General features: G+C 58.4%; 27 protein-coding genes, 1 tRNA gene and 1 pseudogene. 20 read left to right on the top strand and 9 right to left on the bottom strand.

All coding sequences use genetic code 11. The features are described from left to right. Positions 1 to 39: 39 nt before the first annotated feature. From ACO07N_RS21805 to ACO07N_RS21795, 3 genes are read right to left on the bottom strand one after another with little or no spacing between them, the layout of a single operon-like run. Entirely contained in the window at positions 40 to 393 is a 354-nt protein-coding gene (locus tag ACO07N_RS21805) for a YunG family protein (protein WP_421983039.1), read from the bottom strand. Between the two features lie 35 nt (positions 394 to 428). After that, positions 429 to 1,139: an RlmE family RNA methyltransferase gene (locus ACO07N_RS21800; protein WP_421983038.1), complete on the bottom strand. Its 711-nt coding sequence runs from the start codon at positions 1,137 to 1,139 to the stop codon at positions 429 to 431. Positions 1,140 to 1,141: 2 nt separating this feature from the next. Continuing rightward, positions 1,142 to 2,569, bottom strand: coding sequence for a Ppx/GppA phosphatase family protein (locus ACO07N_RS21795; protein WP_421983037.1), 1,428 nt, complete (start codon positions 2,567 to 2,569; stop codon positions 1,142 to 1,144). A 30-nt stretch (positions 2,570 to 2,599) separates the two neighbouring features. On the opposite strand from ACO07N_RS21795, the gene ACO07N_RS21790 reads away from it, so the two are divergent. The 5 genes and pseudogenes from ACO07N_RS21790 to ACO07N_RS21770 all read left to right on the top strand — a co-directional run bounded on the left by ACO07N_RS21790 (position 2,600) and on the right by ACO07N_RS21770 (position 4,804). Next, positions 2,600 to 2,818: a hypothetical protein gene (locus tag ACO07N_RS21790; protein ID WP_421983036.1), complete on the top strand. Its 219-nt coding sequence runs from the start codon at positions 2,600 to 2,602 to the stop codon at positions 2,816 to 2,818. 287 nt (positions 2,819 to 3,105) lie between these two features. Continuing rightward, positions 3,106 to 3,179 (top strand) — tRNA-Gln (locus ACO07N_RS21785). A gap of 179 nt (positions 3,180 to 3,358) precedes the next feature. After that, a pseudogene (locus tag ACO07N_RS21780) lies at positions 3,359 to 3,448 on the top strand (hypothetical protein); the annotation flags it as partial. Positions 3,449 to 3,733: 285 nt separating this feature from the next. Then, positions 3,734 to 4,144, top strand: coding sequence for a hypothetical protein (locus tag ACO07N_RS21775; RefSeq protein ID WP_421983035.1), 411 nt, complete (start codon positions 3,734 to 3,736; stop codon positions 4,142 to 4,144). A gap of 123 nt (positions 4,145 to 4,267) precedes the next feature. After that, positions 4,268 to 4,804 (top strand): hypothetical protein, encoded by a 537-nt coding sequence (locus tag ACO07N_RS21770; RefSeq protein ID WP_421983034.1) that lies wholly within the window; start codon positions 4,268 to 4,270, stop codon positions 4,802 to 4,804. 10 nt (positions 4,805 to 4,814) lie between these two features. Here the strand turns inward: ACO07N_RS21770 and ACO07N_RS21765 are convergent, their stop codons facing one another. The 4 genes from ACO07N_RS21765 to ACO07N_RS21750 all read right to left on the bottom strand — a co-directional run bounded on the left by ACO07N_RS21765 (position 4,815) and on the right by ACO07N_RS21750 (position 8,268). Continuing rightward, positions 4,815 to 5,195 carry a hypothetical protein gene (locus ACO07N_RS21765; RefSeq protein ID WP_421983033.1) on the bottom strand — a complete coding sequence of 127 codons (381 nt, stop codon included), beginning with the start codon at positions 5,193 to 5,195 and terminating at the stop codon, positions 4,815 to 4,817. Positions 5,196 to 6,041: 846 nt separating this feature from the next. Continuing rightward, entirely contained in the window at positions 6,042 to 6,806 is a 765-nt protein-coding gene (locus ACO07N_RS21760) for a creatininase family protein (RefSeq protein WP_421983032.1), read from the bottom strand. After that, on the bottom strand, positions 6,803 to 7,429 hold the full coding sequence (locus tag ACO07N_RS21755) for a glutathione S-transferase family protein (RefSeq protein WP_421983031.1): 627 nt from the start codon (positions 7,427 to 7,429) through the stop codon (positions 6,803 to 6,805). The genes ACO07N_RS21760 and ACO07N_RS21755 overlap by 4 nt, the downstream gene beginning before the upstream one ends. Before the next feature lie 62 nt (positions 7,430 to 7,491). Continuing rightward, a complete protein-coding gene (locus ACO07N_RS21750; RefSeq protein ID WP_421983030.1) occupies positions 7,492 to 8,268 on the bottom strand; it encodes a transporter substrate-binding domain-containing protein in 777 nt (258 codons plus the stop codon). Between the two features lie 145 nt (positions 8,269 to 8,413). On the opposite strand from ACO07N_RS21750, the gene ACO07N_RS21745 reads away from it, so the two are divergent. Genes ACO07N_RS21745 through ACO07N_RS21720 form a run of 6 tightly spaced genes read left to right on the top strand, consistent with a single transcriptional unit; the run spans position 8,414 to position 13,170 of the window. After that, positions 8,414 to 9,142, top strand: coding sequence for an amino acid ABC transporter ATP-binding protein (locus tag ACO07N_RS21745; protein WP_421983029.1), 729 nt, complete (start codon positions 8,414 to 8,416; stop codon positions 9,140 to 9,142). Positions 9,143 to 9,157: 15 nt separating this feature from the next. Further along, complete coding sequence (locus ACO07N_RS21740; RefSeq protein ID WP_421983028.1) at positions 9,158 to 9,904, top strand: amino acid ABC transporter permease; 747 nt, start codon at positions 9,158 to 9,160, stop codon at positions 9,902 to 9,904. An 8-nt stretch (positions 9,905 to 9,912) separates the two neighbouring features. After that, the gene (locus ACO07N_RS21735; RefSeq protein WP_421983027.1) at positions 9,913 to 10,491 is read left to right on the top strand and encodes a carboxymuconolactone decarboxylase family protein; all 579 of its coding nucleotides are present in this window, start codon (positions 9,913 to 9,915) and stop codon (positions 10,489 to 10,491) included. Between the two features lie 59 nt (positions 10,492 to 10,550). Next, the gene (locus tag ACO07N_RS21730) at positions 10,551 to 11,519 is read left to right on the top strand and encodes an isopenicillin N synthase family dioxygenase (protein ID WP_421983026.1); all 969 of its coding nucleotides are present in this window, start codon (positions 10,551 to 10,553) and stop codon (positions 11,517 to 11,519) included. Positions 11,520 to 11,521: 2 nt separating this feature from the next. After that, positions 11,522 to 12,097, top strand: coding sequence for a helix-turn-helix domain-containing protein (locus ACO07N_RS21725; RefSeq protein ID WP_421984474.1), 576 nt, complete (start codon positions 11,522 to 11,524; stop codon positions 12,095 to 12,097). After that, positions 12,094 to 13,170: a hypothetical protein gene (locus ACO07N_RS21720; protein ID WP_421983025.1), complete on the top strand. Its 1,077-nt coding sequence runs from the start codon at positions 12,094 to 12,096 to the stop codon at positions 13,168 to 13,170. The genes ACO07N_RS21725 and ACO07N_RS21720 overlap by 4 nt, the downstream gene beginning before the upstream one ends. Here ACO07N_RS21720 and ACO07N_RS21715 read toward each other — a convergent pair. Further along, positions 13,167 to 14,285 (bottom strand): isopenicillin N synthase family dioxygenase, encoded by a 1,119-nt coding sequence (locus tag ACO07N_RS21715; protein ID WP_421983024.1) that lies wholly within the window; start codon positions 14,283 to 14,285, stop codon positions 13,167 to 13,169. The genes ACO07N_RS21720 and ACO07N_RS21715 overlap by 4 nt on opposite strands. A 330-nt stretch (positions 14,286 to 14,615) precedes the next feature. Between ACO07N_RS21715 and ACO07N_RS21710 the strand changes: the two genes are divergently transcribed. From ACO07N_RS21710 to ACO07N_RS21685, 6 genes are all read left to right on the top strand, one after another. After that, positions 14,616 to 15,728: an ABC transporter substrate-binding protein gene (locus ACO07N_RS21710; RefSeq protein WP_421983023.1), complete on the top strand. Its 1,113-nt coding sequence runs from the start codon at positions 14,616 to 14,618 to the stop codon at positions 15,726 to 15,728. Positions 15,729 to 15,880: 152 nt separating this feature from the next. Beyond that, positions 15,881 to 16,996 (top strand): ABC transporter ATP-binding protein, encoded by a 1,116-nt coding sequence (locus ACO07N_RS21705; RefSeq protein WP_421983022.1) that lies wholly within the window; start codon positions 15,881 to 15,883, stop codon positions 16,994 to 16,996. Then, complete coding sequence (locus ACO07N_RS21700) at positions 16,993 to 18,015, top strand: ABC transporter permease (RefSeq protein WP_421983021.1); 1,023 nt, start codon at positions 16,993 to 16,995, stop codon at positions 18,013 to 18,015. The genes ACO07N_RS21705 and ACO07N_RS21700 overlap by 4 nt, the downstream gene beginning before the upstream one ends. Beyond that, positions 18,012 to 18,818: an ABC transporter permease gene (locus tag ACO07N_RS21695; protein ID WP_421983020.1), complete on the top strand. Its 807-nt coding sequence runs from the start codon at positions 18,012 to 18,014 to the stop codon at positions 18,816 to 18,818. Before ACO07N_RS21700 ends, ACO07N_RS21695 begins: the two co-directional genes overlap by 4 nt. A gap of 19 nt (positions 18,819 to 18,837) precedes the next feature. Beyond that, positions 18,838 to 19,455 (top strand): cysteine hydrolase family protein, encoded by a 618-nt coding sequence (locus tag ACO07N_RS21690; protein ID WP_421983019.1) that lies wholly within the window; start codon positions 18,838 to 18,840, stop codon positions 19,453 to 19,455. Next, positions 19,455 to 20,267, top strand: a complete 813-nt coding sequence (locus tag ACO07N_RS21685) for a hypothetical protein (RefSeq protein WP_421983018.1) — start codon at positions 19,455 to 19,457, stop codon at positions 20,265 to 20,267. Before ACO07N_RS21690 ends, ACO07N_RS21685 begins: the two co-directional genes overlap by 1 nt. 9 nt (positions 20,268 to 20,276) lie before the next feature. Here ACO07N_RS21685 and ACO07N_RS21680 read toward each other — a convergent pair whose 3' ends face one another. Beyond that, a complete protein-coding gene (locus ACO07N_RS21680) occupies positions 20,277 to 21,074 on the bottom strand; it encodes an MBL fold metallo-hydrolase (protein ID WP_421983017.1) in 798 nt (265 codons plus the stop codon). 560 nt (positions 21,075 to 21,634) lie between these two features. On the opposite strand from ACO07N_RS21680, the gene ACO07N_RS21675 reads away from it, so the two are divergent. The 3 genes from ACO07N_RS21675 to ACO07N_RS21665 all read left to right on the top strand — a co-directional run bounded on the left by ACO07N_RS21675 (position 21,635) and on the right by ACO07N_RS21665 (position 25,224). Then, complete coding sequence (locus tag ACO07N_RS21675; protein WP_421983016.1) at positions 21,635 to 23,263, top strand: ABC transporter substrate-binding protein; 1,629 nt, start codon at positions 21,635 to 21,637, stop codon at positions 23,261 to 23,263. A 75-nt stretch (positions 23,264 to 23,338) separates the two neighbouring features. Beyond that, positions 23,339 to 24,289, top strand: coding sequence for an ABC transporter permease (locus ACO07N_RS21670; RefSeq protein WP_421983015.1), 951 nt, complete (start codon positions 23,339 to 23,341; stop codon positions 24,287 to 24,289). Further along, positions 24,286 to 25,224: an ABC transporter permease gene (locus ACO07N_RS21665; protein ID WP_421983014.1), complete on the top strand. Its 939-nt coding sequence runs from the start codon at positions 24,286 to 24,288 to the stop codon at positions 25,222 to 25,224. Before ACO07N_RS21670 ends, ACO07N_RS21665 begins: the two co-directional genes overlap by 4 nt. Positions 25,225 to 25,226: the final 2 nt, after the last annotated feature.

The following is a 25,226-nucleotide window of genomic DNA, read 5'->3' as shown; positions in this document are numbered from 1 at the left end:
GGTGACAGAATGCAAAGTGGAATTCCCACCCAGCGTTTTTCAATCGGCCTTTTCCTGCGCCAGCGCCTGTTTCACCGCATCGCTCAGGTAGGCGTATTGACGCGCGTCGGTGTCGCCAAACGCTTCGTCACGTGTCGACGGCAAATCGTCATACACAATCGGAGCGTCGAACTGGCTTTGCGTAAAATCGTGGCGCTTGCCATCAATTCGATTGTAAAAATGCCAGATCGGGCCGTAGCGTGTCTTGAGTATCTCGGCGCCCAGCTGATCGCTGGCAACGAGCGCCGTGACACCGCACTGTCCCGCCGCCGGATTTTCAGCCGTCCAGAGCGTGCTTGACTGACTGCTCCACGCCGCTTCAAGGGCTTGCGAGAATTTCTTGATGTGATGCATTCAGCGCCTTCCTTTGACGATCCGTTCACGCGCAATCAGTCTGACGAATCCAGGCTGCTCCCACGGAACCCCTTCGCAATCACATAGAGCTCCGGACTTTCCTTACGGCTTGCCGGCGGTTTCAAATGCGCGACGGTCTTGAATTCTCTTTTGAGTTCCTGCAGCAAGGCGTTTTCCGTTCCGCCCCTGAAGACCTTGGCCAGAAACGATCCTCCCGGCACGAGATTTCGCCGCGCAAAGTCGATCGCGATCTCGAACAGATGGGTCGTTCGCAAATGGTCCGTCTGCTTGTGACCGGTGGTGGGCGCTGCCATGTCCGATAGCACGACATCGGGCCTGTGGCCTCCGAGGGCCTCCATGAGGGCTGCGGGCGCGTCGTCGTCGAGAAAGTCCTTCTTCAGAAAGATCGCGCCGCGCACATGGTCCATGTCCAGGTAGTCGATGCCCACGACCTTTGGCGCTTCGATACTCGATTGCACGCGCTCGACGGCAACCTGGCACCAGCCGCCCGGCGCGCAGCCAAGATCGACGACCCGATAGCCCGGTTTCAAAAGCTTGTGCTTGTCGTCGATCTCGATGAGTTTGTAGGCGGCCCTTGACCGGTACCCGTCCGCCTTCGCACGGCGCACGTAGGGATCGTTCAACTGCCGTTCGAGCCAGCGGGTGGACGATTCCCTCCGGCCGGCTGCAGTCTTGACCTTCACGTGCAGGCCACGGTCGCCGGATCCCTTCTTTGAACGGCTCATTGTCAGTCCTTCCAGCGCCGTCTGTCCTGGCGCTTGCGGGGGGAACGATGCGACCAGACACCGTCCGCCGCCATCAGTTCGGTCAGGATGCCCTCGCGCAGTCCCCTGTCGGCGACGCGCAGGCGCGAACAGCTCCATCGGCGCCTGATCGCTTCCAGGATCGCGCACCCGGCCAGAACGAGGTCCGCCCGGTCCGCGCCGATACAGGGGTTTTCAACGCGCGCCTCATACGGCATGTCGCGCAGCTGATCAATCATCTTCGAAACGTCGCTGTCTTCCAGCCAGGTGCCGTCGACCTTGCGCCTGTCATAGCGGCGCAAGCCGAGATGAACGCCGGCAAGCGTGGTCACCGTTCCGGACGTTCCGAGCATGTGGACGCGGCCGGAGGTGATGGCTTCGGAAAGCGTGTCTGCAAGACTGAAAGCGGACAGATGGTCAGCGGCATCATCGACCATGGCTTCGAAGATATCGGGCGTCACATGAACGCCGCCGTGGCGCTCGGCGAGATTGACGACGCCGACAGGCAACGAGATCCAGGAGCGGATGAAACGGGTCAATGCGTAGCCGCGCGCGCCGCACCGGTTGCGAAGATCGAGCCAGACGATTTCCGAGGACCCGCCGCCGATATCAAACAGGATGACCCCGTCCGCGTCATGATCGACCAGGGATGCACATCCGGCAACCGCAAGACGGGCTTCGGTTTCCCGGTTGACGACTTCCAGTGCGAGACCGGTTTCAGACTTGACGCGATCGATGAAGTCCGTGCCGTTTTCGGCTGCCCGGCAGGCTTCAGTGGCAATCAGCCGCGATCTCAGGACACCGCGGTCGGCAAGCTTCCGGTGGCAGTTGGCAAGTGCATCGATGGCGCGGTCCATGGCTGCGGAACTGAGACGCTTGTTGGATCCGACCCCCTCGCCCAGCCGGACAATGCGGGAGTAGGCATCGACCACACGAAAGCCGCGGTCTTCGGGGCGTGCGATCAGCAGACGGCAATTGTTGGTGCCGAGATCAAGCGCCGCGTAGAGCGGCGACCTGTTGGCGCCGTTTCTGCCACGACGTGCCGCGGGCCCCTTTGCCGGATTGGCGCGGGCAGCATGTTGGGGCGGCGGCGTGCGCGGGTTCCGCTCTTCCGGAACCCTCTTGTCCGCCTTGCGTGCCTGCGTGGCCTGGCTGTGTGCCCTGTCCCCACCGGAGGCAGGCTGCCCGGCCTTGGGTTCCGGATGCGGAGCCTGGCCGTTCTTTGCGTTTTTCGAAGCTTGCCAGCGGCGTCTGCCGCGCCTGTTTGCGGCCTTCTTGCCCTTGGGACTGGTGACAGCGTCCGAATTCTGCGGATGTTCGGAGGGCGCATGATGAGATGCTGCCGCTCGCCGTTCTGTGTCCGCACGCCCCCGCCGCCGCTTCTTGCGGCGCTTCGCACCCTCTCCTTGCACAGGCGGTCCCCCATCCTGTGCGGAGTGCGTATGATCGACGTGTCCGGAAACGTGACGAGGCTGGCCTTCATCGGCCCTGTCACCTGGCGGCGCAACTTGCCTGTTTTCGGCTGCAGCTCCGCCTTTCGGACCCTGACCGGACCGGCGCTTGCGCCGCCGGCGGTTTGGCCCGCTGAACTCGGATCGAGTTCCGTTTTCCCCGGACGCGTCAGCGGTACGTCGCCCGATTCCGGGCGGTTCCTGACCTGACTCAGTCACGATTTTGCCTTTCAGGCCCGCCGGTTGCAGCTGTTTTGCCAGCTTCTACCGTGGCCAATGTGTCGTTGCCAAAACTGTATCAGGTTGCCCGGCGCTGGAAAAGCTTTCTGTCTCAAAATCTTGCACCTTGCCGATGCAATCGATTTCCGATTTCACAAAAAAGTCGAAAACGACACTTGAAATCGCGATTGCGATGGATGTATATGCGGCACATTCAAAAGCTCGCGAGACATCCTCGAAACGCTGCTGAAAACAGACGCCCGCAGCGACGGGCCGATTGGGGAATAGGTTAACGGTAGACCCGCGGACTCTGACTCCGTTAGTCCTGGTTCGAATCCAGGTTCCCCAGCCAATCTCTCCCAAAAACTCTAGGAACTGCTAGACGCCGCCGTTTCCAGCGCCATGATCGCGGCACAAATGGAATCCGCGGTTATGGGTAAAAGCGAAAAACATCTCGAGCAATTGGCCGGTGGAACGTGGCTGTTTCGGCGCCGGGCTCCGACCAACCTTGTCTAGAAAGTTGGCAGGTGCGAGATCAAAAAATCACTGCACACCGACAGTCGCATGGAAGCAATCCGGCTCCGCGATCAGTTGAACGCTCAACTAGATCTGCAGTGGTGAGCTCTGCGGGGTGATCCTGCCAACTATCTCAGGCAGTCTGATTTCCTCCCCTTCCGAAAAGACGTTGAAGGCTTGCCGACCAATCCCGAAATGCGTGAGATCCTCATTGAGGCAGCCCGCCGCGAGATGCACAGTCTAATGCTTCTTGAGACCCTCGAGGAAGCAAAGAAATACTTCCGCGATACACCGGAAGAGTCAGCGCGCATTTATGGAAGATCCAGTAAACGCGGCAAAAATTCAGGCCTATTTGGACAAGCCGAAAACCGCCGCTTTTAGGCTTTCGTAATGGAGACAATGCAAGGCGCCGCACTGAGGAAAGTAGGGTTTGAGAATGAGGAAGCCAACGCTGCAATCAAGGATGTCGCTGGTGAGTTGAAGGGCGAGGACAATGTGAATGTATCGCGCGCCCTGGAGATCTTTCTCGACAAAGTTGCCATCGAGGTCACCGCCGAGCACGGCCCATCGCAAACGCGGAATTACGAAAACCAGAAACGGCGGTCGGCCAACCGATTCATTGAAGTTATCGGCGACATCCCCCCACTCGATTTAACTCGCGAGCAGGCTGTCGGGTTTAAAGACTGGTGGAGTCAACGTATCCGCGCAGGCGATCCGGTGACCGGCAAGAAATACACTAGCGGCGCCGGCATCAAAGAGGCCAGCGATATGCGTCTGATCTGGGAGAAGGTTGCAGAGTGACTGGGATATTATGAGCGCAACCCGTTCGACAAACGCACATTTAAGGAAAAGAAACGCAAACGGCTGGCTTATGATCAGCAATGGATCGCGGATAAGTGGCTCAACGGGACTGGACTGGAAACCATGAATCCAGAGCTCCGACGCATCCTGCTTATTCTGGTCGAGACCGGATGCAACGCAGTTGAAATTCTGCGCATGCCGGTCGAACGCATGATGGTTGATGCAAAGATACCGCACATCATTGTCGATAACCTGGAGGGCGACAGTGAGCGCGAGCACGGTACCCTTAAGGCAAATGCGCGAATCCGTGCGGTTCCTCTGGTAGGAGTTGCGCTCAATGCTGCGAAGGCGCTAAAGGCTGATGAGGGCGTCAAGCGCTACTGGGACGGCTCCGATAACTTCTCCGCCGCCGCAAACAAATTCCTGCGCGACAGTGGCCTGCAGCAGGAGAAGCGCTCTACCTATGGGCTTCGACACGCCATCGTTAAAGCCCCGACCAACGATCCTAATGTATCGGATGATTTGCGCCGGGCGATCATGGGGTGCAAGGGCAAAGGATCTCATGAGGAGAACTACGCGGAATTTTCGCTAGAGCGCAAACTCCATGCCATGCAAAAGATCGCCCTGCCCTTCGATCCAAATAGTTTGAACAAACTTTGAAGTTTGCAGACTACTTAACGATCATTTGGTAGCTGAAATACCCGTCGTCTACAGACTCTCCTGGAGCAGCTCCTTTACATTCTATCTCTGCTCCAAGTGATGGGCCATAGACCGCTATGCTCTCAATTTCGCTTTTGATGTCAAACCAATAGTCAATTTCTTTTTGTGCATCTGCCCTGTCATATGTGTTGAGCACCTTTTGCCACCGGATTACGTCTGGAACTTTCAGTACGTAGATACTCACCTCATAGAGTTGTTGCCCCCCCTGCTCAGTTCTCACTAGGCGCACAGAATCCACTTGTCCAACGCAGTGTGTGGCTGCGATCGCATCGGTGCCAAAAATTAACGCAGGAAATGAGGCAATAGCAATGTTTTGAAACAGACTTCTCACAACAACCTCCAACAGTTCGGTTTTTGGAAAGCTAATTCAGATTTCAACTCAAATTCTTCAAAGCAGCTGGCAAAAATTGCAATATTCCTAAAACCTAATCAAGAGCTGTCTGCGTCTCGCGTTCCGATCTAACTTTCATCTGACCCATGAAAAGAAAAGGACACCAACCGTCGCTGGCGCCCTCCCTGTCTAAGACAGTGTTTTTATTATCGCAGCGATTGCAAACAGGCATAACGCCAAATCTACCTTCACCACGACTCCGAAAATCAATTTACGCATAGTTGCGATCCTTGATCTCGGCAGCGTCGACGCCGCCCGACTAAAGGAAGCGAAAACGTATCTCCGACAGATAGACCGCTGTCGGGATAAACCGGCTGACCTTCCACGTTCATGAACCGCTTCAGACCTCCCATGGGCCTCCCGCTGGCTGGTCAACTTGTCCGCTTTTGAGGCGGGTGAATCGCAGTGCAGGCACGGGCCTCTGGTTACCCACCTCCGGTATGCCCGACTGGCCAGTCGGGGGCTTCGGTGGACCAGGGTTGCTATTTTGTACTCGATTCTCTACTCTAGGTCGAGTCCGCATGAAATCAGGTTGTATATAACCTGTTGATGGTGATAATTCCCGCATGCCTCGTCCATGGGACTCATCAATGAAAAAAAGATATTTGTCGGTATACTTTTGGGCAAGTGCCAGCATGCTCGATTTCGCTCCTCATGATCGTTGGTGTTCTTATGATCCGCTGGCAGGTATAAAATGATCAAATGCACTGAGTGCGGTTGAATCGCCAGTTAAGATCACGGCACAAGTCGCGGAACCAGAAACGAAATTACTCAATAAAAACAATGCTATAAAAACAGGTCTGGCTGGAGGTTCCCCAGCCACTCCTGCAAATCTCCGGTCAAGCCATCAACCGCTGCCTCGATCAGGGCCGTGCCGTGTTCAGGTCTTGCGAGCGCGGAATGTGAGCCGACGCGCCCGTCCGGGAAATCGCGGCGGTGTTCGTCGGGTGGGCCGTGCCGGTCTCCTGCGTGGCTCCTGATGTAGTCCGCGGACAGTTTCCGGGGCGGCTGCGTCGCCGTTCCGGGCGGCAGGACGCGATGGGTTGCCTGGGTGATGGCAACTTCCGACGGCGTTGCATGCATGCCCTCCCAATCGCCATAGAGTTCGGTCCTGAGTTTTCCGACGGCCTCGAACTCCCACCACGAACGCAACCGGAATTCCCGGTCTTCGGCAGCTTCGATGCCACTGGCGGCCAAGCGGATCGGCTCCAGGTTCGCCCCATGACCGTTCAGCACATAGATCCTGCGAAATCCCTGTCCGTAGAGGCCCGTCATGATCTCGGCAACCACCGTCCTGAATGTTTCCGCCGAGACAGAGATTGTTCCGGGAAACGCCGTGTTGAACGGTGCCGGCGTATAGGCAAGCGTCGGGGCGACGAGTGTTCCGGTTCGCTCGCCCGCAAGCCGGGCGATGGTCCCGGCGCACAGCGCATCCGTGCCGATCAGTCCCATCGGACCATGCTGTTCGGTCGAACCGGTGGGCAAAATAACCGTCGTGTTTCGTTGGAGATAGGCCTCCACCTCGAGCCAGCTGCATAGATCAAGTCTCATTTGGAGACCATCCATGTCTTCAGGCGCGGTGCGTATTGCGCAAGTTCACTGGCTACGGCGCCGTGGGCGTTCAGGCCCTCAAGATAGCGCTGCATGCGGGTGCTCACGATGGAACGTGCCATAAAGTGCCGCGCCAGTTCATCGATCCAAAGGCAGGTGACCGGCATCCCGCAATCGGCAAGGGTCAATTGCGGCGTGGCCTGCGGGAGCAGTGATTCCATCTGTTCGAGCCTCTCCGCCAGGGCGCTCCATTTTTCTGAAACCGCCTCGGCGTCCGGATTGCGGCCGATCATCGGAAAGAGCGCGCGCAAGGCCGGTTCAAGCCGGGTGTCGTGAAACCGCGACCGTTCGCGGATCCTGGCACGTTCGAGCCTGCCGCCCGGCAGCATGTCCGGTTCGGGCTGCAGTTCATTGAGATATTCGGCGATTGCCTCCGAATCACTAAGCAGATGCCCGTCATGTTCGAGAGCCGGCAGGCTGCCGCCCGGAACAAGGTCCTTGTAGGCCTTCGACCCGTAGCCCCCGGGAGGCGGGAGTTCTTCCCATTCCAGTTGCTTGTGGCGGAGCACGATGCGCAGCTTGGCGCAGTAGAGGCTCACGGGGACGGCATAGAGCTTCAGCACGCCGGATGAAGGGGCATTCCGGTTCGAACGCCCCCTGCTCCCTGTTCACAGGCGTACAAGCGTCACTCCTTGAGCCGCCACTTCTTGCCGAGGGCGTCGAAGAACCCCCGCTCCGTCTTCAGCGCGATCCAGGTGTTGACGTAGTTGATCCACACCTGGTCGTCCTGCGGCAGAAGCATGGCAATCGGCGTCGGCGCCTTCGGGGCGCTTACCGGCACGATCATCATTTGCGGATATTTTTCAACGAGCTTGAGTGCCTCGACGTTGGACGTGATATGCGCGTCGGCGCGCCCTGCCAGCACTTCCTGGAAATCACGGGCCGGGGCTTCGACGATCTGGTGCGTCGCATCGGGGAAGAAATCCTTGACCTGCTTTTCCTGCGTGGTGCCGAGCGTTGCGGCCACGGTCACGTCGCTCTTGTTGAGGTCGTCCCAGTCCTTGAACTTGTCCGCGCTGGTTTCAAGGATGAGCGGAACGGTTGCCAGCGAGAAATAGGAGGTCGAATAGCCGGCCGCCTTGGCCCGTGCCGGAGACACGGACGCGGAACCGGTGATGTGGTACTTGCCTGCCGTGACACCGCTGACCAGTGTTTTCCAGTCGGTCGGAACGAACTCGACCTCGACATTGAGGTCCTTTGCCAGCTCGGTCATGACGTCGATGTCGTAACCGGTATAGGTGTTGTTCGCGACGTCCTTCATCGTCATGGGGTTCCAGTCCCCGGTCGTGCCGACCTTGAGAACCCCGCCGTTGAGAATGTCGTTGAGCGCCGACTCGGCCGACGCCGGAAGGGTGGCAAGTGCCAGAAAGCAAAGCGTCGCCGTTGTCTTGATCAGTTTCATGCCGTTCTCCTCTCAGGATGAGGTGATGGTTCGTTGTGCACTGCAGTTTTGCTACATGATAAATTTATTGCACTACACTCAAATACATGACTAACTAATGGTCAAGACTTCCTTTTGAGCAAAATCGAATTTGTCCGCGAAGGCCATGATCAAAGTCGAAAATGTTTCAAAGACCTTCGGAGACTTTCAGGCCCTGAAAAATGTTTCCCTTGAGGTGCTTACAGGAGAAAAGGTCGTGGTCTGCGGACCATCCGGCTCCGGGAAATCAACGCTGATACGGTGCATCAACGGGCTTGAGCAGCACGATCACGGCCTTATTGAAGTCGGGGGAAACAAACTGACCCATTCCGGTTCGAGTTTGCGTGCAGTGCGGTCGTCCGTCGGCATGGTCTTCCAGCAGTTCAACCTGTTTCCGCACCTCACCGTTAAGCAGAACCTGACGCTCGGACCGCTCAGAACCCGGAAATTGTCCCAGGCGGATGCCGATGCCCTGGCGATGTCCTACCTGGAGCGCGTGCGCATTCCAGAACAGGCCGACAAGTTTCCCCGGCAGCTTTCCGGCGGCCAGCAGCAGCGCGTCGCGATCGCGCGGTCCCTGTGCATGGAACCTGAGATCATGCTGTTCGACGAGCCGACGTCCGCGCTCGATCCGGAAATGATCAACGAAGTGCTCGACGTCATGACGGAGCTTGCCGAAAGCGGCATGACGATGATCTGCGTGACCCATGAAATGGGGTTCGCCAAGCGCGTCGCGGACACGATGGTTTTCATGGACCATGGCGAGATCGTCGAAAAAGCTGCACCGGACCAGTTCTTCAGCAATCCCGGGACGGAACGATGCCGTGACTTCCTCTCTAAAATCCTCGCACACTGACACAGGGAGAGCCGGATGACAGTCTGCCGACTTGCTGTTCTTTGCGGCCTCGCCCTGCTGCTCAGCGGCTGTTCCGGCAACTGGGGCTGGTACGTGGTCGACCCGACGGTGCCTGCCGGATGGAACAATCTCAAGTTCCTCCTGAGCGGCCTCTACTACACATTGCTGCTGTCCTTCACCGCCATCGTGATCTCGATCGTGCTCGGTCTCGCCGTGGCGCTGCCCGGCCTGTCTTCCAATCCGTATCTGAGGCGGTTCAACAGGATCTATGTCGAACTGGTCAGGGCCGTGCCCATTCTTGTCCTGATCCTGTGGGTCTATTACGGGCTGCCCCAGATGACCGGTCTCACGATCACGGTGTTCTGGGCCGGCGTGATCGCCCTCGCCTTGTCGGACAGCGCCTTTGAAGCGGAAATCTTTCGCGCCGGCATTCAATCCATCGACAAGGGCCAGTACGAGGCCGCTCACTCGATTTCGCTCAGTTACACCGACATGATGGTCTATGTCATTCTTCCGCAGGCGGTGCGGCGGATACTTCCGGCCCTGGGCAACCAGCTCGTCTACATGCTGAAGATGTCCTCGCTCGTCTCGGTGATCGGCATGCAGGAACTGACGCGCAAGGCCAATGAACTTGTCGTCGTCGAGTACCGCCCCCTGGAAATCTACACGGTGCTCGTCCTCGAATACCTTGTGCTCATCCTGATCGTTTCGGCCGGGGTCCGGTGGCTGGAGCGGAAACTGCAGTCAGATCAACGCGGCTAGGAGGAACCATGACAGCCTGGATCGAAATGATCTCCGATGAGGATGCCAGTGCCGAACTGGCGGACGTGCTTCGCCTTGCCCGGACGCCGCATGGCACGGTCGACAACGTGATGCGGGTCCATTCCCTCAGGCCGAACACCATGAAGGGCCACGTCATCCTTTATCGCGCCGCCCTGCATGATGACGCCAACACCCTGCCCGAATGGCTTCAGGAAACCATTTCCTCCTATGTGTCGATCCTGAACGGCTGCCCCTACTCGCTCGCCAATCACTGGGCCAACGCGCGCCATCTGATCGGTGACGACGCACGTGCGGATCAGATCGAAACGGCCCTGAGTGCCCGGCAGCCGGAAGACGCGTTTTCAGGCCTTGAGCTGCAGTTACTGAAATACGCCGAAAAGCTCACATTGCGGCCCGCGGACATGACCAGATCCGACGTGACGGCGCTGCGGGACCACGGCGCCGATGACGGCCAGATCCTGGAGGCCAACCAGATCATCGGGTACTTCAACTACGTGAACCGGCATCTCAACGGTCTCGGCGTCACCACGGACGGAGATATTGTCGGATATTACGGCTCAGATTAGTTGCATATAGATAAATAATTTGCATAAAATGCAACATCCTACCACTGACGGGCAGCAAGATGGTCTACGCTGAAGCCAAACCGATGGATTCGAACGAGATCCCGGTCATCGACATCACCTCCCTGCGAGACGGAACCGATCCGGTTTCGGTCGCCAGGGCCCTGCACGCGGCCAGCACCGGCCTCGGTTTCATCTATATCTGCGGTCACGGGATACCCGAACAGTGCATTTCTTCGGCCCGCAGCCTCGCCTTCGACTTTTTCAGGAGCCTGCCGGAGCAGAAAGATACGGTGCGGGTGTCATCCAGCCACAGAGGATGGCTGTCACCGGGCGGCGCCAGGATGGGTGACAAGCTCAAGGCGGACCTGAAGGAAAGCTTCGTCTGGGGCATGCAGGATGAAAACGGGGACACGGTTGCCGATCATCCGCTCAGAGGGCGCAACCGGTGGCCCGAATTCCTTCCAGATCTGGAACCGGCTGCCATGGAGTATTTTCGGCAGGCCCACGAAGTCGCGCATCATCTCATGCGCGGTTTCGCGATTGGCCTGGGACTTGAGGAGAGATTTTTCCTCAAAACGGCCTCGCGTCCCCTGAGCCGGGCATCTTTTGTCTATTATCCGGCACAGCCGGAAGACATGGGAGCCGACCAGTTCGGGGTCGGGCCGCACACGGATTTTGGTGTGCTGACCGTGTTGTGCCAGGACGCTGTCGGCGGACTGCAGGTCGAAGATGTCAATGGTGACTGGCTGCAGGCGCCGCCGATCGAGGGAACCCTGGTCGTGAATGTCGCCGATCTTCTTGCCCGGTGGACAGGCGGGGCCTACAAATCGACACCGCACAGGGTCGTGAACAGTTCCGGCAAGGAGCGCCTTTCGCTTGTCCTGGCCTTTGATCCGAACCCGGAAACCATGATTGATGCGCGCGAGATCTATGGTATCGAACACAATCCCGTCGAGGATGCGATAACCTGCGGCGACTATCTGCAGTGGCGGTTCGATCGCGCCTTCGCATACCGGAAGACCGAGTGAGCATGGACAATGACATTGACGGTGCGATTGGTGCCGCTCTCAAGGATTTCAGGAACAGAAACGGCTTTTCCGCGCGGCATCTGGCCGAGCTCTCCGGCGTTTCGGGAGCCATGATCAGCCGCATTGAAAGCGGACAGGTTTCTCCGTCGATCTCCACGCTGAGCGCCCTGGCCGCAGCGCTGAAAATTCCGCTTGTCAGCCTGTTCCGTGAAACGACGTCAGACCATACGGACTACACGTTTGTGGAAAGCGGTGCCGGTCTCAAGTCGACCCGGATCGTGGACGAACATGTGCACGAGTTTGAAAACCTCGCGGTTCATCTGCGGCGCGATCTCCAGTTCGGCGCCCGCATCGTGACGCTCAAGCGGCAGGAGGCCGTTCCACCCGTCTATGTCGGCAGTGGCGTTGTCTTCGTTCACGCGCTGGAAGGCGAAGCGACGTACGGTTACGGCAAGCAGGAATTCAATCTGCGTGCGGGAGACAGTATCTGCGTCGATGCCGAGATGCGTCACGGGATCCTGTCGGTCAAGACACCGGAGTTCAGGTTCCTGACCGTGCAGGCCGAGATACAGAGATGAGCGAGGCCTTGAAGACGGCCGGCGTCGACAACCTGCTGCAAAAATGCATGAAGGTGAAAGCCGGGACCAGAGCGTTGATCGTCTGCGAAGATCCGGCGCTCGGCTGGTACGATGCCGGGGCTTCAACACTGATCAAGGCAGCGCTGGAGACCCTGGGATGTTCTGTATCAACAATTGACGTTGGCGGACCGGACGGCCCTCTGCCGGAAAACTATGAAGCTCAGTTGGCCGCGCACGATGCGATCGTATACCTCGCCCGTATCGGCGACCAGGACAGGTTTGTCGACAAGTTGCCCGGCAAGACCGTCGCGATGCTCTACGCGCGGGACGAAAAAACACTGAAATCCCCTTATGCGGCGACAAGCCACGATGCCATGACGGCGTTGAAAAAGGCAGTCGATGCGATTGCACGGGCGTCGACCCGTGTGGAGATCAGCTGTCCTCTCGGCACCCGCCTGCACGGCAATGTCGTGATGGAGGACGAGATCGAGGGCGAGGTTTCCGTGAAGAGATTTCCGCTGTGCGTTCCGCAGCCCGTCCTCACGCGCGCAATCAGTGGTCAGGTGGCGCTGACCCGCTGGCTGACACCCACCGGGTCGCGATCCTATTCGCCGGCGGCCGTTCCAATTGACGGCGTCGTCATGGCCAAGGTCAGCCAGGGACGAATTGCAGGGTTCGATGGTGACAGGACCCGTATCAAGGCGATCGAAGAGCACTACGGCCGTGTTTCCGATCTATTCGGTCTCGACAAGGATGCCATCCACTCGTGGCATGCCGGCATTCATCCTGCCTGCTTTTATGAAGACGATATCGATGCCGATCCGGATCGCTGGTCAAATAACATCTTCGGCAGTCCGCGCTTTCTGCATTTTCATACCTGCGGAAGTGAACCTCCAGGTGAGATCTGCTGGATGATCCTTGATCCGACGATTGCTTTCGACGGTGTGCCGCTATGGCAAGACGGACGTTTGCAGCCGCAAAATTTCGCGCAGACTGCGATGGTCCTGAGAACCTGGCAGGAATTGCCGGCGCTGTTCTCGGCGCCCCGGGTCCCGGTCGGTCTGCCCGGCTAGTCTTGCGCGATCGTCTTCGCGGGGCGCTTGAACGGGTTGCTTTCGGGCACGGCAAAATCGAGTTCAATCTCACCCTTGTCGACGGCATCGGATATGTACCGGAAGGCACCGACGGTCATGCGCATAAGGTGGTCACCGGCCTTGATCGGCGGATATTTTTCGGCCGTCTCCGCAGTTCTGAATTGCGGCAGCGGCTCAACAACGGCGTCATAATCGAGACCGAAGAACAGCGGCATCGAATACCGTTCCTTGCCGGTGTTGACCACGCGGTGTTGCGTCGACTTGTAAAGCCCTCCCGACCAGGTCTCGAAAATATCTCCGATGTTGACGATGAACGTGCCGGGGATCGGCGGTGCCTCCATCCAGTAGTCATCGGTGTTGAGCACCTGAAGGCCGGGGCCGCCCTGGAGCAGAATGGTGAAGCACTCGAAGTCCGAATGGGCCTCGATACCGACGAAGTCCTTGCTCGCCGGTACATCATTTTCCAGATAGCGCAGAAGCCGCAACTGCGATGTCGGGCAATTGACGTGTTTGCGGAGCGTTCCAGCTTCAACGCCCAACTCAAGTTCGAACGCACTCAGCAGCTTCAGGCCGAGCGAGAATACGGCGTCATAGTAGCGCGAGATCGTGTCTTTCCAGCCAGGAAGATCCGGCCAGACATTGGGACCGGTCATGCGCCAGCCTGCCAGGTAGTCCGGATGGTCGGCGGGCGCGTCGAACGACATGTCCCAGGCTTCGTTGAAGTTTATCGTCTTTGGGAACGCACTGCCGTTTTCCTCGAAAGGGACATAGCCGCGATGATTGGTGCTGTAGCCGCACCAGTATTTCATCTTGTAGCGCCGGGACCGGGTGTGGAACGCCCTGGAGGCGGCGAACGCGTCGTCTATCAGGGCCTGATCGACGCCGTGGTTCCGGATGTAGAAAAAACCGGATGTCTTTGCCGCCTTGCCCAGCTCACGGGCAACAACCGCCAGAGCCGAAGGATCGTCGCCGTGGAGGCCGGACAGATCGATAACCGGCAGCGTCACGTTGTCCGAACTCAGCGCGATCTGGTCATCGGTTCCGTCAACACCGGCCTCTTGAGCGAGCGTGTTTGGGTCCAAGAGATCACGCATGATGAGACTCCGATGTTTGGTGCGGCAAACGGTGTGGTTGGTGACGGCCTTGCCCATCACGTTTGATGGAACAGAGCGGTACTGTCCGTTTCAGGATATCAGCAACAACGCTCTGCACAATAAATGTGTTTGTAGAAAAATTAGGCAAAACGCCTATCAATCGCACAGCGGTGCTGTGCGCCACAGTCGAGTATCTTTCTATCTCTCTGTTTCCATTGAAACTTTTGTTTGGCATGCAATGTGCTTTCCCAAAGGCATGCCTCAAAATCAATGAGGTTCCACCAAGGTTGGCGAGCGAGGGGCCGCCGAATTCTGAGAGGAACACGCTGGATGACGCAGAAATTCAAGACACGGGGCGCGGCTGACCTGACACGCCGGTCAATCCTGAAAGGGGCGGCTGGCACTGCAGCTTTGGCCGCGGGCAGTTCACTGCTTGCCATGCCGGCAATCGCCCAGGCGCGCTCGATCAAGATCGGGTCTTACGGGGGGTACTTCGAAGACAGCTTCAAGAAGTTCGTCTACCCGGCTTTTACCGAAGCGACCGGCATAACGGTCGAGTCGGTCACCCAGCCGAACTCCAGCGACTGGCTCGTGACAATGCAGCAGGCTGCGGCCTCCGGAACGGTGCCGGCCGACGTGTCGCTCTACGGCAAGGACACGATGATCAAGGCGACGCGCATTGGCGACATGCTCAAGCCGCTCGACGCATCGAAAATCCCCGGGGTGACCAATCTCGACGCGGAATTCCTCTACGAAGGTCCGGACGGTTTGGTCGGCGTCGGCTCAATGGCGTGGTTCAACGCCATGGTGATCAACCCAAACGAAGTGACGCCGGTTCCGACCAGCTGGAAGGAGTTCTGGGAGAACCCAGCTTTTGAAGGCTCGCTCGGAATATCGAAAAAGATCGACGGACGCCTGCTCGACATCACGGCAAAAACCTTCTTCGACGGCGCCGAGACGCTGATGAGCGAAGACGGGATCGTCGCGGTTCTGGACAAGGTCGCCGAACTCAAGCCGCATGTGGCGCTTTGGTGGTCGGCCGAGAGCCAGATGGAACAGGCGATGAAAAACGAAGACGTCATCGCCGGCTCCTACTACCTGGACGTCGCCAACATCATGGCGTCCGACGGTTTCCCCATCAAGCCGCTCTTCCCCGCCGAGGGCAACCCGATCGGCTACGGGTCCTGGTGCCTCAGCCCGCTTTCGGAGAAAACCGGCGAAGCGTACGAGTTCATGGCGTTCTCCAGTGATCCGGCGACGCAGGCACTCATGTCGCGCAACATCGGCACCGCTCCGCTGGTCAACAGGGAACTGACTGACCTGACGGATGAAGAGTTCGCATTCGTTTCCGGGTCGCCGATCATCACGCCGGCTTACGAGTCGTATCTCGACAACGAGACGTTCATCAAGGAGCGCTGGGACGCGATGCTCGCCGGCGCCTGACGATGTCCTTGTTGGGGCGGGTGAGACGGGCACGGTCCTGTCGATCCCGCCTCTTTCCGGCAATGCGTCAGGTTCTGCGTTTCGCTCCGGGTTTCAACCGGGCGCAAAAGCCGAAACTCACGAATAAAGAATGTTTCGAAAGTAGCTGCTTCATGGCCGGACTGGTCTTAAAGGACGTCAGAAAGACATATGGCGAGGTCACTGCGCTGCAGAACATCGATCTCGTCTTTCCGACGGGCAAACTGACGGCGCTTCTGGGACCCTCGGGCTGCGGCAAGACGACCTTGCTGCGCATCATTGCCGGGCTCGAAACGCCGACCCGGGGGAGCCTTTCACTCAATGGCGAGGACATCACGACGCAGCCTGCCAACAAGCGCAAGTTTGGCATGGTGTTTCAGTCCTTTGCCCTCTTCCCGCATTTGTCGGTCGGCGAGAACGTCGCCTACAGCCTCATGATTTCCGGCGTGGAAAAGAAAGCACGTTCAAGACGCGCACAGGAACTGCTCGATCTCGTTCAGATGGCGGATTTCCACGACCGCCGGATCGGACAACTGTCAGGCGGCCAGCGCCAGCGCGTCGCGATCGCACGTGCGCTTGCCCAGGAGCCGGAAGTGTTCCTGCTCGATGAACCCATGTCGGCTCTGGACGCGCAACTACGCGAAACCATGCAGGTCGAATTGCGCCTGCTGCAGCAGCAGCTGAACATCACCACGATCGTCGTCACCCATGATCAGCGGGAGGCCATGACAATGGCTGACGAGATCGTCGTCATGAGCAATGGTGTCTGCGAACAGATCGGATCGCCGACAGACATCTACCAGCGCCCCGAAACGCCGTTCGTGGCCGCGTTCATCGGCAAGGCGAACTTTCTCCACGGCGTTGTTCGCGGCGGTCGTGTCTTTGCCGGCGAATGCCCGTTTGATCTCGAAAGTCCCGCGCCTTTTGTGGACGGCGCACCGGTTCAGCTCGTTTGCAGGCCGGAGAATGTGGACTTGTGTTCCGTTGACGAGACTGCGCCAAACACCCTGACCGGCCCTGTCAGCTTCGTAAGGGATGTCGGTCCGACCCGGGAAGTCTTCGTCGAGACGCGTGCAGGACGGGTGATTTGCGAAATGCCGTCCTCCGACACCGCCTCTGTCAACCAGGGCGAAACGACGGGGGTCAGAATGAAACCCGGCGCCCTCCTCTGTTTCCCCGGCGAAGCCGCCACTGCTGCTGCAGACGAGGCGGGGCAAACTGCTGACCCGCGCGAGAATGTCGCCGCATGAGCGATCTGACGGCAGCGGCCTCCCTGGCGCAAACCCAAAGGGGCTCCCTCAGGGGCGGCCAGCAGGAGGCGACGGCCGGCGACGTCCAACGGTTTAGCACGCGGTCGATCATAACGACGGCGATTTCTGCCGTTCTTATCTTTGTTTTCCTGTCACCGATCCTGCTCGTCATCGCCGTCAGCTTCGGCGAGAAGATCGAAGGCGCGAGCTGGGTGTGGGCCTTCGACCCGAGCAACTATGCACGCGTTTTCGTCGGCATCGGCTGGCCTGACGAGATCACGCTGCTCTACGCCTACAAGCTCGGGTACACCCTGGCCTATGCAGTCCTTGGATCGCTGATCGCAATCGCGTTCGCCTTTCCCTTCACCTATTTCCTCAGTCAGTGTTCGCGCCCGGTTCAGGCAGCCTGGCTGGTGTTCATTCTGGCCAGCCTGTCCATGTCGGAAGTCTTCATCGTGATGGGATGGGACATCATGCTGTCCAACCGCTCGGGCCTGCCTGCGCTGTTCAAGATAACCGGAGTGACCGATTGGCTGAAGGAAACGGGATGGCTTGCCGTGCTGAAGGATTGGGGTCTGGCGAACCCGCGCAATGTGAAGTTCAAGACATCGCAGCTGGCGACGGTTCTCACCATGGCTTATCTGGTTTGGCCCTACGCGGTGATCCTGCTCTACGCACCGCTGTCGCGCATTGATCGCTCGATGATCGAAGCCGCACGCACCATGGGAGCCGGGTCCTTTACCGTCATGCGGACGGTGATCGTGCCCGTTGTCCGCATACCCGTCATGGGCACCTTGCTGCTGCTGTTCGTTTACCTGCTCGGTGCCTACGTTACCGTCACCTATTTCGCGGAACCCGCGCACCAGACCCTGCCCGTTTCGATCTACGAGGCGATCCGGGGTGCGACGCTCAACGCCCCCTTCGGCGCCGCCCAGGCCGTGGTGCTCCTGATCACGGCCGGCGTGTTCATCCTGGCGAGCCTGTGGCTCAGCCGTCTTGCGGAGAAACGGGTCAGATGAAAGCCGCATTCAAACACGGTTTCATGCTTATTTGTGCAGCCTATATCAGTCTGCCGATCGTGATCGTGTGCCTGTCCGCCCTCAATGGCGGCCGATCGATGCTGTTTCCACCGAAAGACCCGACACTTGCCCGCTTCGGGGAGTTTTTCATATCAGAACCGGTCTGGCTCCGTTCGCTGGAAAACTCCGTCATTGTCGCGCTCGCAAGCGCGACCTTGGCCGTGCTGATCACCTGGCCGATCGCTTATGACCAGTGGAAGCGGAACACGCCCTTGTCCCGGGCCCTCACCGGGCTTGCCGGACTGCCCTTCGCCTTGCCGCCCATCGTGTTCGGGGTCGGTCTCAGCTTCCTGTGGACCTTTGTCGGCGGCCTGGGGAACATCTTCACCGGCATCCTGAGCCACACGGCACTGCTTGCAGCGCTTCCGCTCGTGACGATTTCGATCGGGCTGCAATCGATCGACAAGTACCATCTGGACGCGGCGCAAACCATGGGTGCCGACGAAGCGACGATCCTGCGGACGATCATCCTGCCGCAGACCCTGTCCTACACCTTGTCCGGCTTCTTCTTCGTGGTGGTGTTGAGCTTCCACGAATTCATCGTCATCTTTTTCGTGTCCGCCTCCGCCTACAGCACGGTAACGCTGCAGATCTTCAACTCGTTGCGCAACGGTTTCACGCCGACCATGGCAGTCGGGGCGATTACCTTCCTTTTGGTTTCGATCGCCGTCTTCAGCGCAGTTGCCCGTTACGGTGACCTGCCCCGCCTGCTCGGTGCCGATCCGGCGCGCAAGGACACCTGACCTCAGAAGGACAACAGCCATGCCCGAACAGCCCCTGATCGTCGGCAAACCCGTCTTGCTGGTGATCGACATCCAGAAGAGCGCGTTTCTTGAAAACTATGACGGCGGCATCCCGAAGATGTCCGCCTACACGACTGCGATGCGCCAGGCCCGCACGGTGATCGATGCCGCGCGTGCGAGCGATATTCCGGTGATCTTCTTTCAGGAAGCCCACCGCCCCGACATGGTCGACTTTGGCCGTGAACTGGACGGCACCGAAGACGTTCATTGCGTCGAAGGGCGCAAAGGAACGGAAATCGCCGACGATATCGTCGGGCTCCGGCCGGATGACTACGTCATCAAGAAGCGGCGGTATTCCTGCTTCATCGGAACCGATCTCGATATCCTGCTGCGCGGCCTCAAGGCCGACACGCTGCTCATGGTCGGCGGGCTGACCAATGTGTGCGTTCACTACACGTTCGCGGACGGCCACCAGAAGGATTTTTACTGCCGTGTCGTGAAGGATTGCGTCGGCGGTTCCGATCCGGAAGCTCATTCTGCCGCGCTCGATGCGATGGAGTATCTGCAAACGGGTGCTGTTCGCTCATCCGATGAAATCATTGCCGCCTTCGGCTCATACAGCGTCGCGGCGGCCTGATGCACCGCATCGCGCACACGGTGTCAGAGCCCGTTACCGACCACGCGATACAAGGTCTTTGGCGCCGCGCCTATATCAAGGCTCCGGCAGAGGCGCCGGAGTTTGAAGATCACGACACGCAGGTCTACTGGTTTCAGTCCCGGGGCCTTTATGCCGATTTGCGCATTCCGGCCAGGTTTTCGAATGGGGTGACGGCGGCCCGCCTCGCCGACCTCTCGCAGGACGACCTGCTGGCCCTCGCCGCCTCGGAGGGGTTTGCCGGCTGGGCGGCGGTGGAAAACGGGATTTGCACCTGGCAGAGGGCAATCAATCTTCAGGGGCCGGAGACCGGGCGGGATATCGGCCGTCTTGAGCGAGCCTCAGGCGGCCTTTTCGAGTACGGTATCGACGCTGATTTTGTCGAGCTGTGGCTGGAGCAACAAATTGACGAACCTGCGCCGGAAGGCCGGGTGTTCACATGCGCAGGCGGTTTCTGGGGATTTCTGATCACCGCATCATCCCGATTTCTGTTCGCCTGTGACCGGCCCACCCGGAAGAACCTGGCGCGCCCATGGAAAGACGCGCTTGCGCAAGCGCTGACCGATTGCGACCGGGATCAACTCAACGACCTGTTCCAGCCGGAGTACAGTTTCGGCCGGATTGAGCAAGGCGCCGCTGTCATCGAGTTGTCGAGCCAGCCGAACCGCGTTGGAAAGGTACTCTGCGAAAACCTCCGAACCGGCAATGATCGGCTGGTGACCCATCACGCGCGTTTCGACGGCAACGCGTTCACGCGTCACTGGACTGTTGCCGAACTCAAGGGGCTGTCCTGAGACGGCGCCTCAGACACCCCAGATCCGGAAGTATTTTTCGACGATTTTGTTCAGGCGTTTCCTGTCGAAACTCGGATCGTGACCGCCATGAACGATTGTCACGTCGAGTGCCTGCAGCTTCTTCATGGTGACCACATAGTCGTCAACGCTCATTCCCGGCCCGTCATAAATGAGTGGACCATCATAAATCGCGTCTCCGGCAAACAGGATCCCGGTTTTTTCCTCGAACAGCGCGATGCTGCCCGGCGAGTGTCCCGGCACATGCAGGACGGTGAATTGCCGGTCGCCGAGGTCGACGGTATCACCTTCCTCGAGCAGTCCGGTGGCGGGCGCGCCCTTGAGCGTATAGGAGGCCGGCTCGTAACCTTCATAAGGCAACGCAGAGATGAGCAGTTCGTCCAGCGGCGGATAACCCGAGGACGCAAATAGCTCCAGCAGGACCGGATCGATTTCATCCCGGATGATCGTGCTCATGATGGAGGGAGACGCCATCTCGTCCGCTTCGATCGGGTGCACGAGGCGCGTGTCGAATTCGTGGACGCCGCCGATATGGTCGATATGCGTGTGGGTCGACACGCAGATGATCTCGGAATGCGGCTTGGCCGACAGCGGGTCGACATAAGGTGCGATCGGAACGATACCCATTCCGGTGTCGATGATCATGTCGCGTTCGGACCCGCGCACGAAGAACATGTTCGCCTGTTCCAGAACATGAACATGCGGTTCCAGCAACATGTCCGTCGTATCATCGACCCTGGAGATCGAAAACCAGTCGTTTGCGATCGGGTAACTTGAGACGTTGGGCATTCGTACTCCGATGCGGAAGGCGTTCGAACGGGAGCATGATCATGCCCGCAGATACGCGTATTCACGCCGGACGAACGGCGGGCTCTCATTTCCGTGTCACAGGCCGGGCGATCCCTTGATCAGGCTGTTCCTCCGCTACTCTAAACAATTGAAATTGTTGTAAAAGAGCAATTAGTGGCCAGCAATGACGCTTAATTGGGCAGCACAGCTCCCCTTCCTGCTTTTCCGAATTCGGAGTCCCATTGCGGGAACAAGAACAATCAAGAGCAGGTGTGACCGGTTTTAGGAAAAAAACATCAACTCCGTGGACCTCAATCCCTTCAAGATCCTCAATGCGATGATCGAAAAGCGCTTCAGACGGACCTTCAAAACTGCTTGCCTGATGTGCAACGACTCGGTTTTCTGAGGTAAATCCAACAAGACTCCGCTGTCTAAACTTTGGGCACATCCTGTCTTTTCAGCTAGACTAAATAATCCGTCGGAAAATTTAATTTTTTTAATCCGAGCTTCTGCGTTTTGCTGTTGTCAGTACCACAGGCAGTCTCACGGAGATCAAGCAAATGGAAAACGAATACAAGAGCGCAAACCGCCTTGACCTGACGCAGGCCGACGAAGCGACTGTCAGAGAAATGATCAAGCGAGGCGCTTCCAGGAGGGAGTTTCTGGCATGGATGATGGCGGCCGGTGCAACGGCGGGCGCGGCTGGCGCGATCTTCGGGTCCACCAAGCAGGCCATCGCCGCAACTCCGAAAAAAGGTGGCCGGCTGGTTATGGCAATCGAGGCCCATAGCCCCGGCGACACGCTTGATCCTGCTGCCTTCAAATCAAACATCGACTATTTCCGGGGCCGGATGTTTTACGGGTCTCTGGTTCGGCTTCAGGACGATCTGAGTTACCAGCCGGAACTCGCGGAAGAAATCTCAACGAACGACAATGCGACCGAATGGACGTTCAAACTGCGCAAGGGCGTGGAGTTTCACAACGGCAAAACGATGACCGCCGATGACGTCCTCTATTCCATGAACAGGCATGTCGGTCCCGACTCCGCTTCCACCGGTGCAACGTTGTTCAGCATGGTGGACCGTTGGGAGAAGGTGAATGATTACGAAGTCCGTGCAATCCTGAGTTCACCGAATGCAGATTTTGCGATTGCGCTCGGTACTTTCCAGTTCAAGATCATACCGGACGGCTGGACGGACTTCGCTAACCCGGTTGGCACCGGACCCTACACGGTGAAGGAGTTCAAGCCCGGTGTCCGCTGCGTCGGCGCGCGCTTCGACAACTACTGGGAAGATGGTGGACACCTGGATGAGCTTGAACACTTTGCAATCCCCGACCCCGTCGCCCGCCTCAACGCGCTCCTTTCAGGCGAGATCGACGCAATGGCAAACGTCGATCCCAGGACGATCGGAAAGATCGAGTCGACGGACGGTGTCGGAATCTGGGCATTGCAGTCCGGGGCTTTCATGGGGATTGCAGCTCGCCGCGACCTGCCCGTTTCGAACAATACCGATCTCATTCGGACCATTCAGTATCTGATGGACCGCGAACGGATCGTGAAAGGTGTCCTGAAAGGACAAGGCACACTCGGAAACGACCAGCCGATCGGTCCGGCCTACCCCGATCACTGCGCGGAAATCCCGCAGCGCATGCTTGATCCGGACAAGGCGAAATTCCACTTCGACAAGTCCGGTGTCGGAAACACCGCTGTTCCGATTGTTGTTGCCGATGTCACGCCTGGCGCTGTCGATCAAGCGCTCTTCCTCCAGCGTGAAGCGCAGAAGATCGGCATGAACATCGATGTGCAAAAAGTTTCGACCGACGGCTATTGGAGTTCCGTCTGGAAAGTCGCGCCGTTCTGTGCCACCCAGTGGAACATGCGTCCCACCGCGAACATCATGATGTCAGTTGCCTTCGCCTCCACGGCAAAGTGGAACGAATCCTACTGGAAAAACGAACAATTCGACAAACTTCTGGTGGATGTTCTGGCGGTCACCGATCCGGTGCAGCGAAAACAGATGTACTGCGACATGCAGACACTCATTCATGAAACGGGTGGCAGCATTTTCCCGGCACACACGAACTATATCGACGGTGCCGCCGATCACGTGAAAGGCCGGACGCATGTACCGCTGAACAATTTCGGTGGTTGCGAAAGCCCGCCGTTCCTGTGGCGGGACGACGCCTAGGAGACGATCGAATGCAACTTCGACAAGCGGCCTTCGACGAAACACTGATCTGGTTTGCCTCAGAGGCCGCTTCGCATGTTGTATCTGATCTTTAAGAGGCTTGTGATCGGCACCATCACCATCTGTGCGGTGTCGATCATCATTTTTCTTGGCACCAAGGTGCTGCCGGGCGATGCGGCACAGATCCGCCTTGGACAGGAGGCGACGCCGGAAAACCTCGCCGCGTTGCGCACCAGACTGGGGCTCGACCTGCCGGTTTGGCAACAGTACCTGAATTGGCTGTTCGCCTTTTTGCAGGGCGACCTCGGGAACTCGCTCGCCGGAGATGCGCCCGTCAGCGAACTGATCGCCGACCGCTACAAAAATACCCTCATCGTCAGCCTCCTGACGGCCATGATCGGGGTGCCAATCTCGCTCACATTCGGCATTCTCGCCGCCATGTTTCCAGGGAGCCTCTATGATCGGCTGCTGACACTCGTGACGGTCAGTCTCGTTGCCGCGCCTGAGTTTTTCACGGCAACCCTCCTCGTTCTCATTTTTGTATTTTGGCTCGGCGTTGGAAATTCCGTCGTGATCGGCAGCATCGAAGGACTGAGTTTCTGGGAGCTGATCAAGCATTTCGCGCTTCCAATCGGGGTCATGTGCCTGATCATAGCGTCGCAACTTGTGCGGATGACCCGCGCAGCCGTTTTGAATGTCATGAGTTCGCCCTACATCGAAATGGCCATACTGAAGGGGTTGTCCCGCCAGAGAATAATCCTGCGTCACGCTTTGCCGAATGCCATCGGCCCCATCGTGAACCTGGTGGCACTGAACCTCGCCTATCTGGTCACGGGCGTGATCGTCGTCGAGATTTTCTTTGCGTATTCAGGACTTGCGACGCTGATCGTGCAGGGTGTGCAAACGCGTGACTTCGTGGTCGTCCAGGCCGTTGGAATGATTTTCTGCGCAGCTTACGTCTGCCTGATGCTGATCGCCGACATTGCTGCAATCGTTTCAAATCCCCGGTTGAGGTATTCCAAGTGAGCAGCAAAGACCATCACACCTACATGGATACCCATTTCGTCGCGCAGGAAGACGACGATGCAGCGTTTTCCGAATTGCAGGACAGTCCTCCGCGCAGAAAATTCCGTTTGACGTTCGGCGGATGGATTGGAGCAGCGGTGGTGACGTTCTGGTTGCTTGTTGCGATCCTGGGACCTTGGCTTGCCCCCTATGGCGAAAACGACCTCCCTTTTCCCGATGATTACAGCGAGTTCCAACACCCCAGAGCAGGAGCGCCGCTTGGAACCGACTTCAGCGATCGTGACATTCTCAGCCGGCTCATGTACGGCGCCAGTCGAACGATCGGCATTTCCATAGCAGCAACCCTGCTTGCCTATGTTGTGGGGGTCATCCTCGGAGTTGGCGCTGCTGTTGCCGGCCCCAAAACCGACATGGTGCTCAGTCGCATCAACGATGCCTTTCTGAGCCTGCCAACGATCATGCTTGGTCTGGTGGTGGTCGCTGCAGTCGGGTCTTCCATCCCAATCCTGATCGTCACAGCGGGTCTCGTCTACGCCACTGTCGTTTACCGGCTTGCGCGGGCGCTCGGCGTCGAAATCATGGTCATGGACTTTGTCGAGGCCGCAAGATTACGCGGTGAAAACACCTGGTGGCTGGTCGCACGCGAGATATGGCCGAACGCCGCTATGCCGCTCATCTCCGATTTCGGCCTGCGCCTGATATACGTTATCCTGTTCGTCTCGAGCCTCAGTTTCCTCGGGCTTGGCGTGCAGCCTCCGCGCGCGGACTGGGGCTCCATGGTGCGTGAGAACCTTGGTGCATTCCAGTCCTATGACGGTTCCCTGGTGCCGGTTGTCGCACCAGCGGTCGCAATTGCGACGCTGACGATCGGAATCAACCTCATCGTCGACGACATTTCGGCCTTCGCGGGCGGCAAACTCTCCGGGCGGATGTAAGA

Origin of the sequence: Roseibium sp., from assembly GCF_965229775.1 — a bacterium.
Classification (GTDB): Bacteria; Pseudomonadota; Alphaproteobacteria; order Rhizobiales; family Stappiaceae; genus Roseibium.
This window is presented reverse-complemented; position numbering and strand designations above follow the sequence as displayed.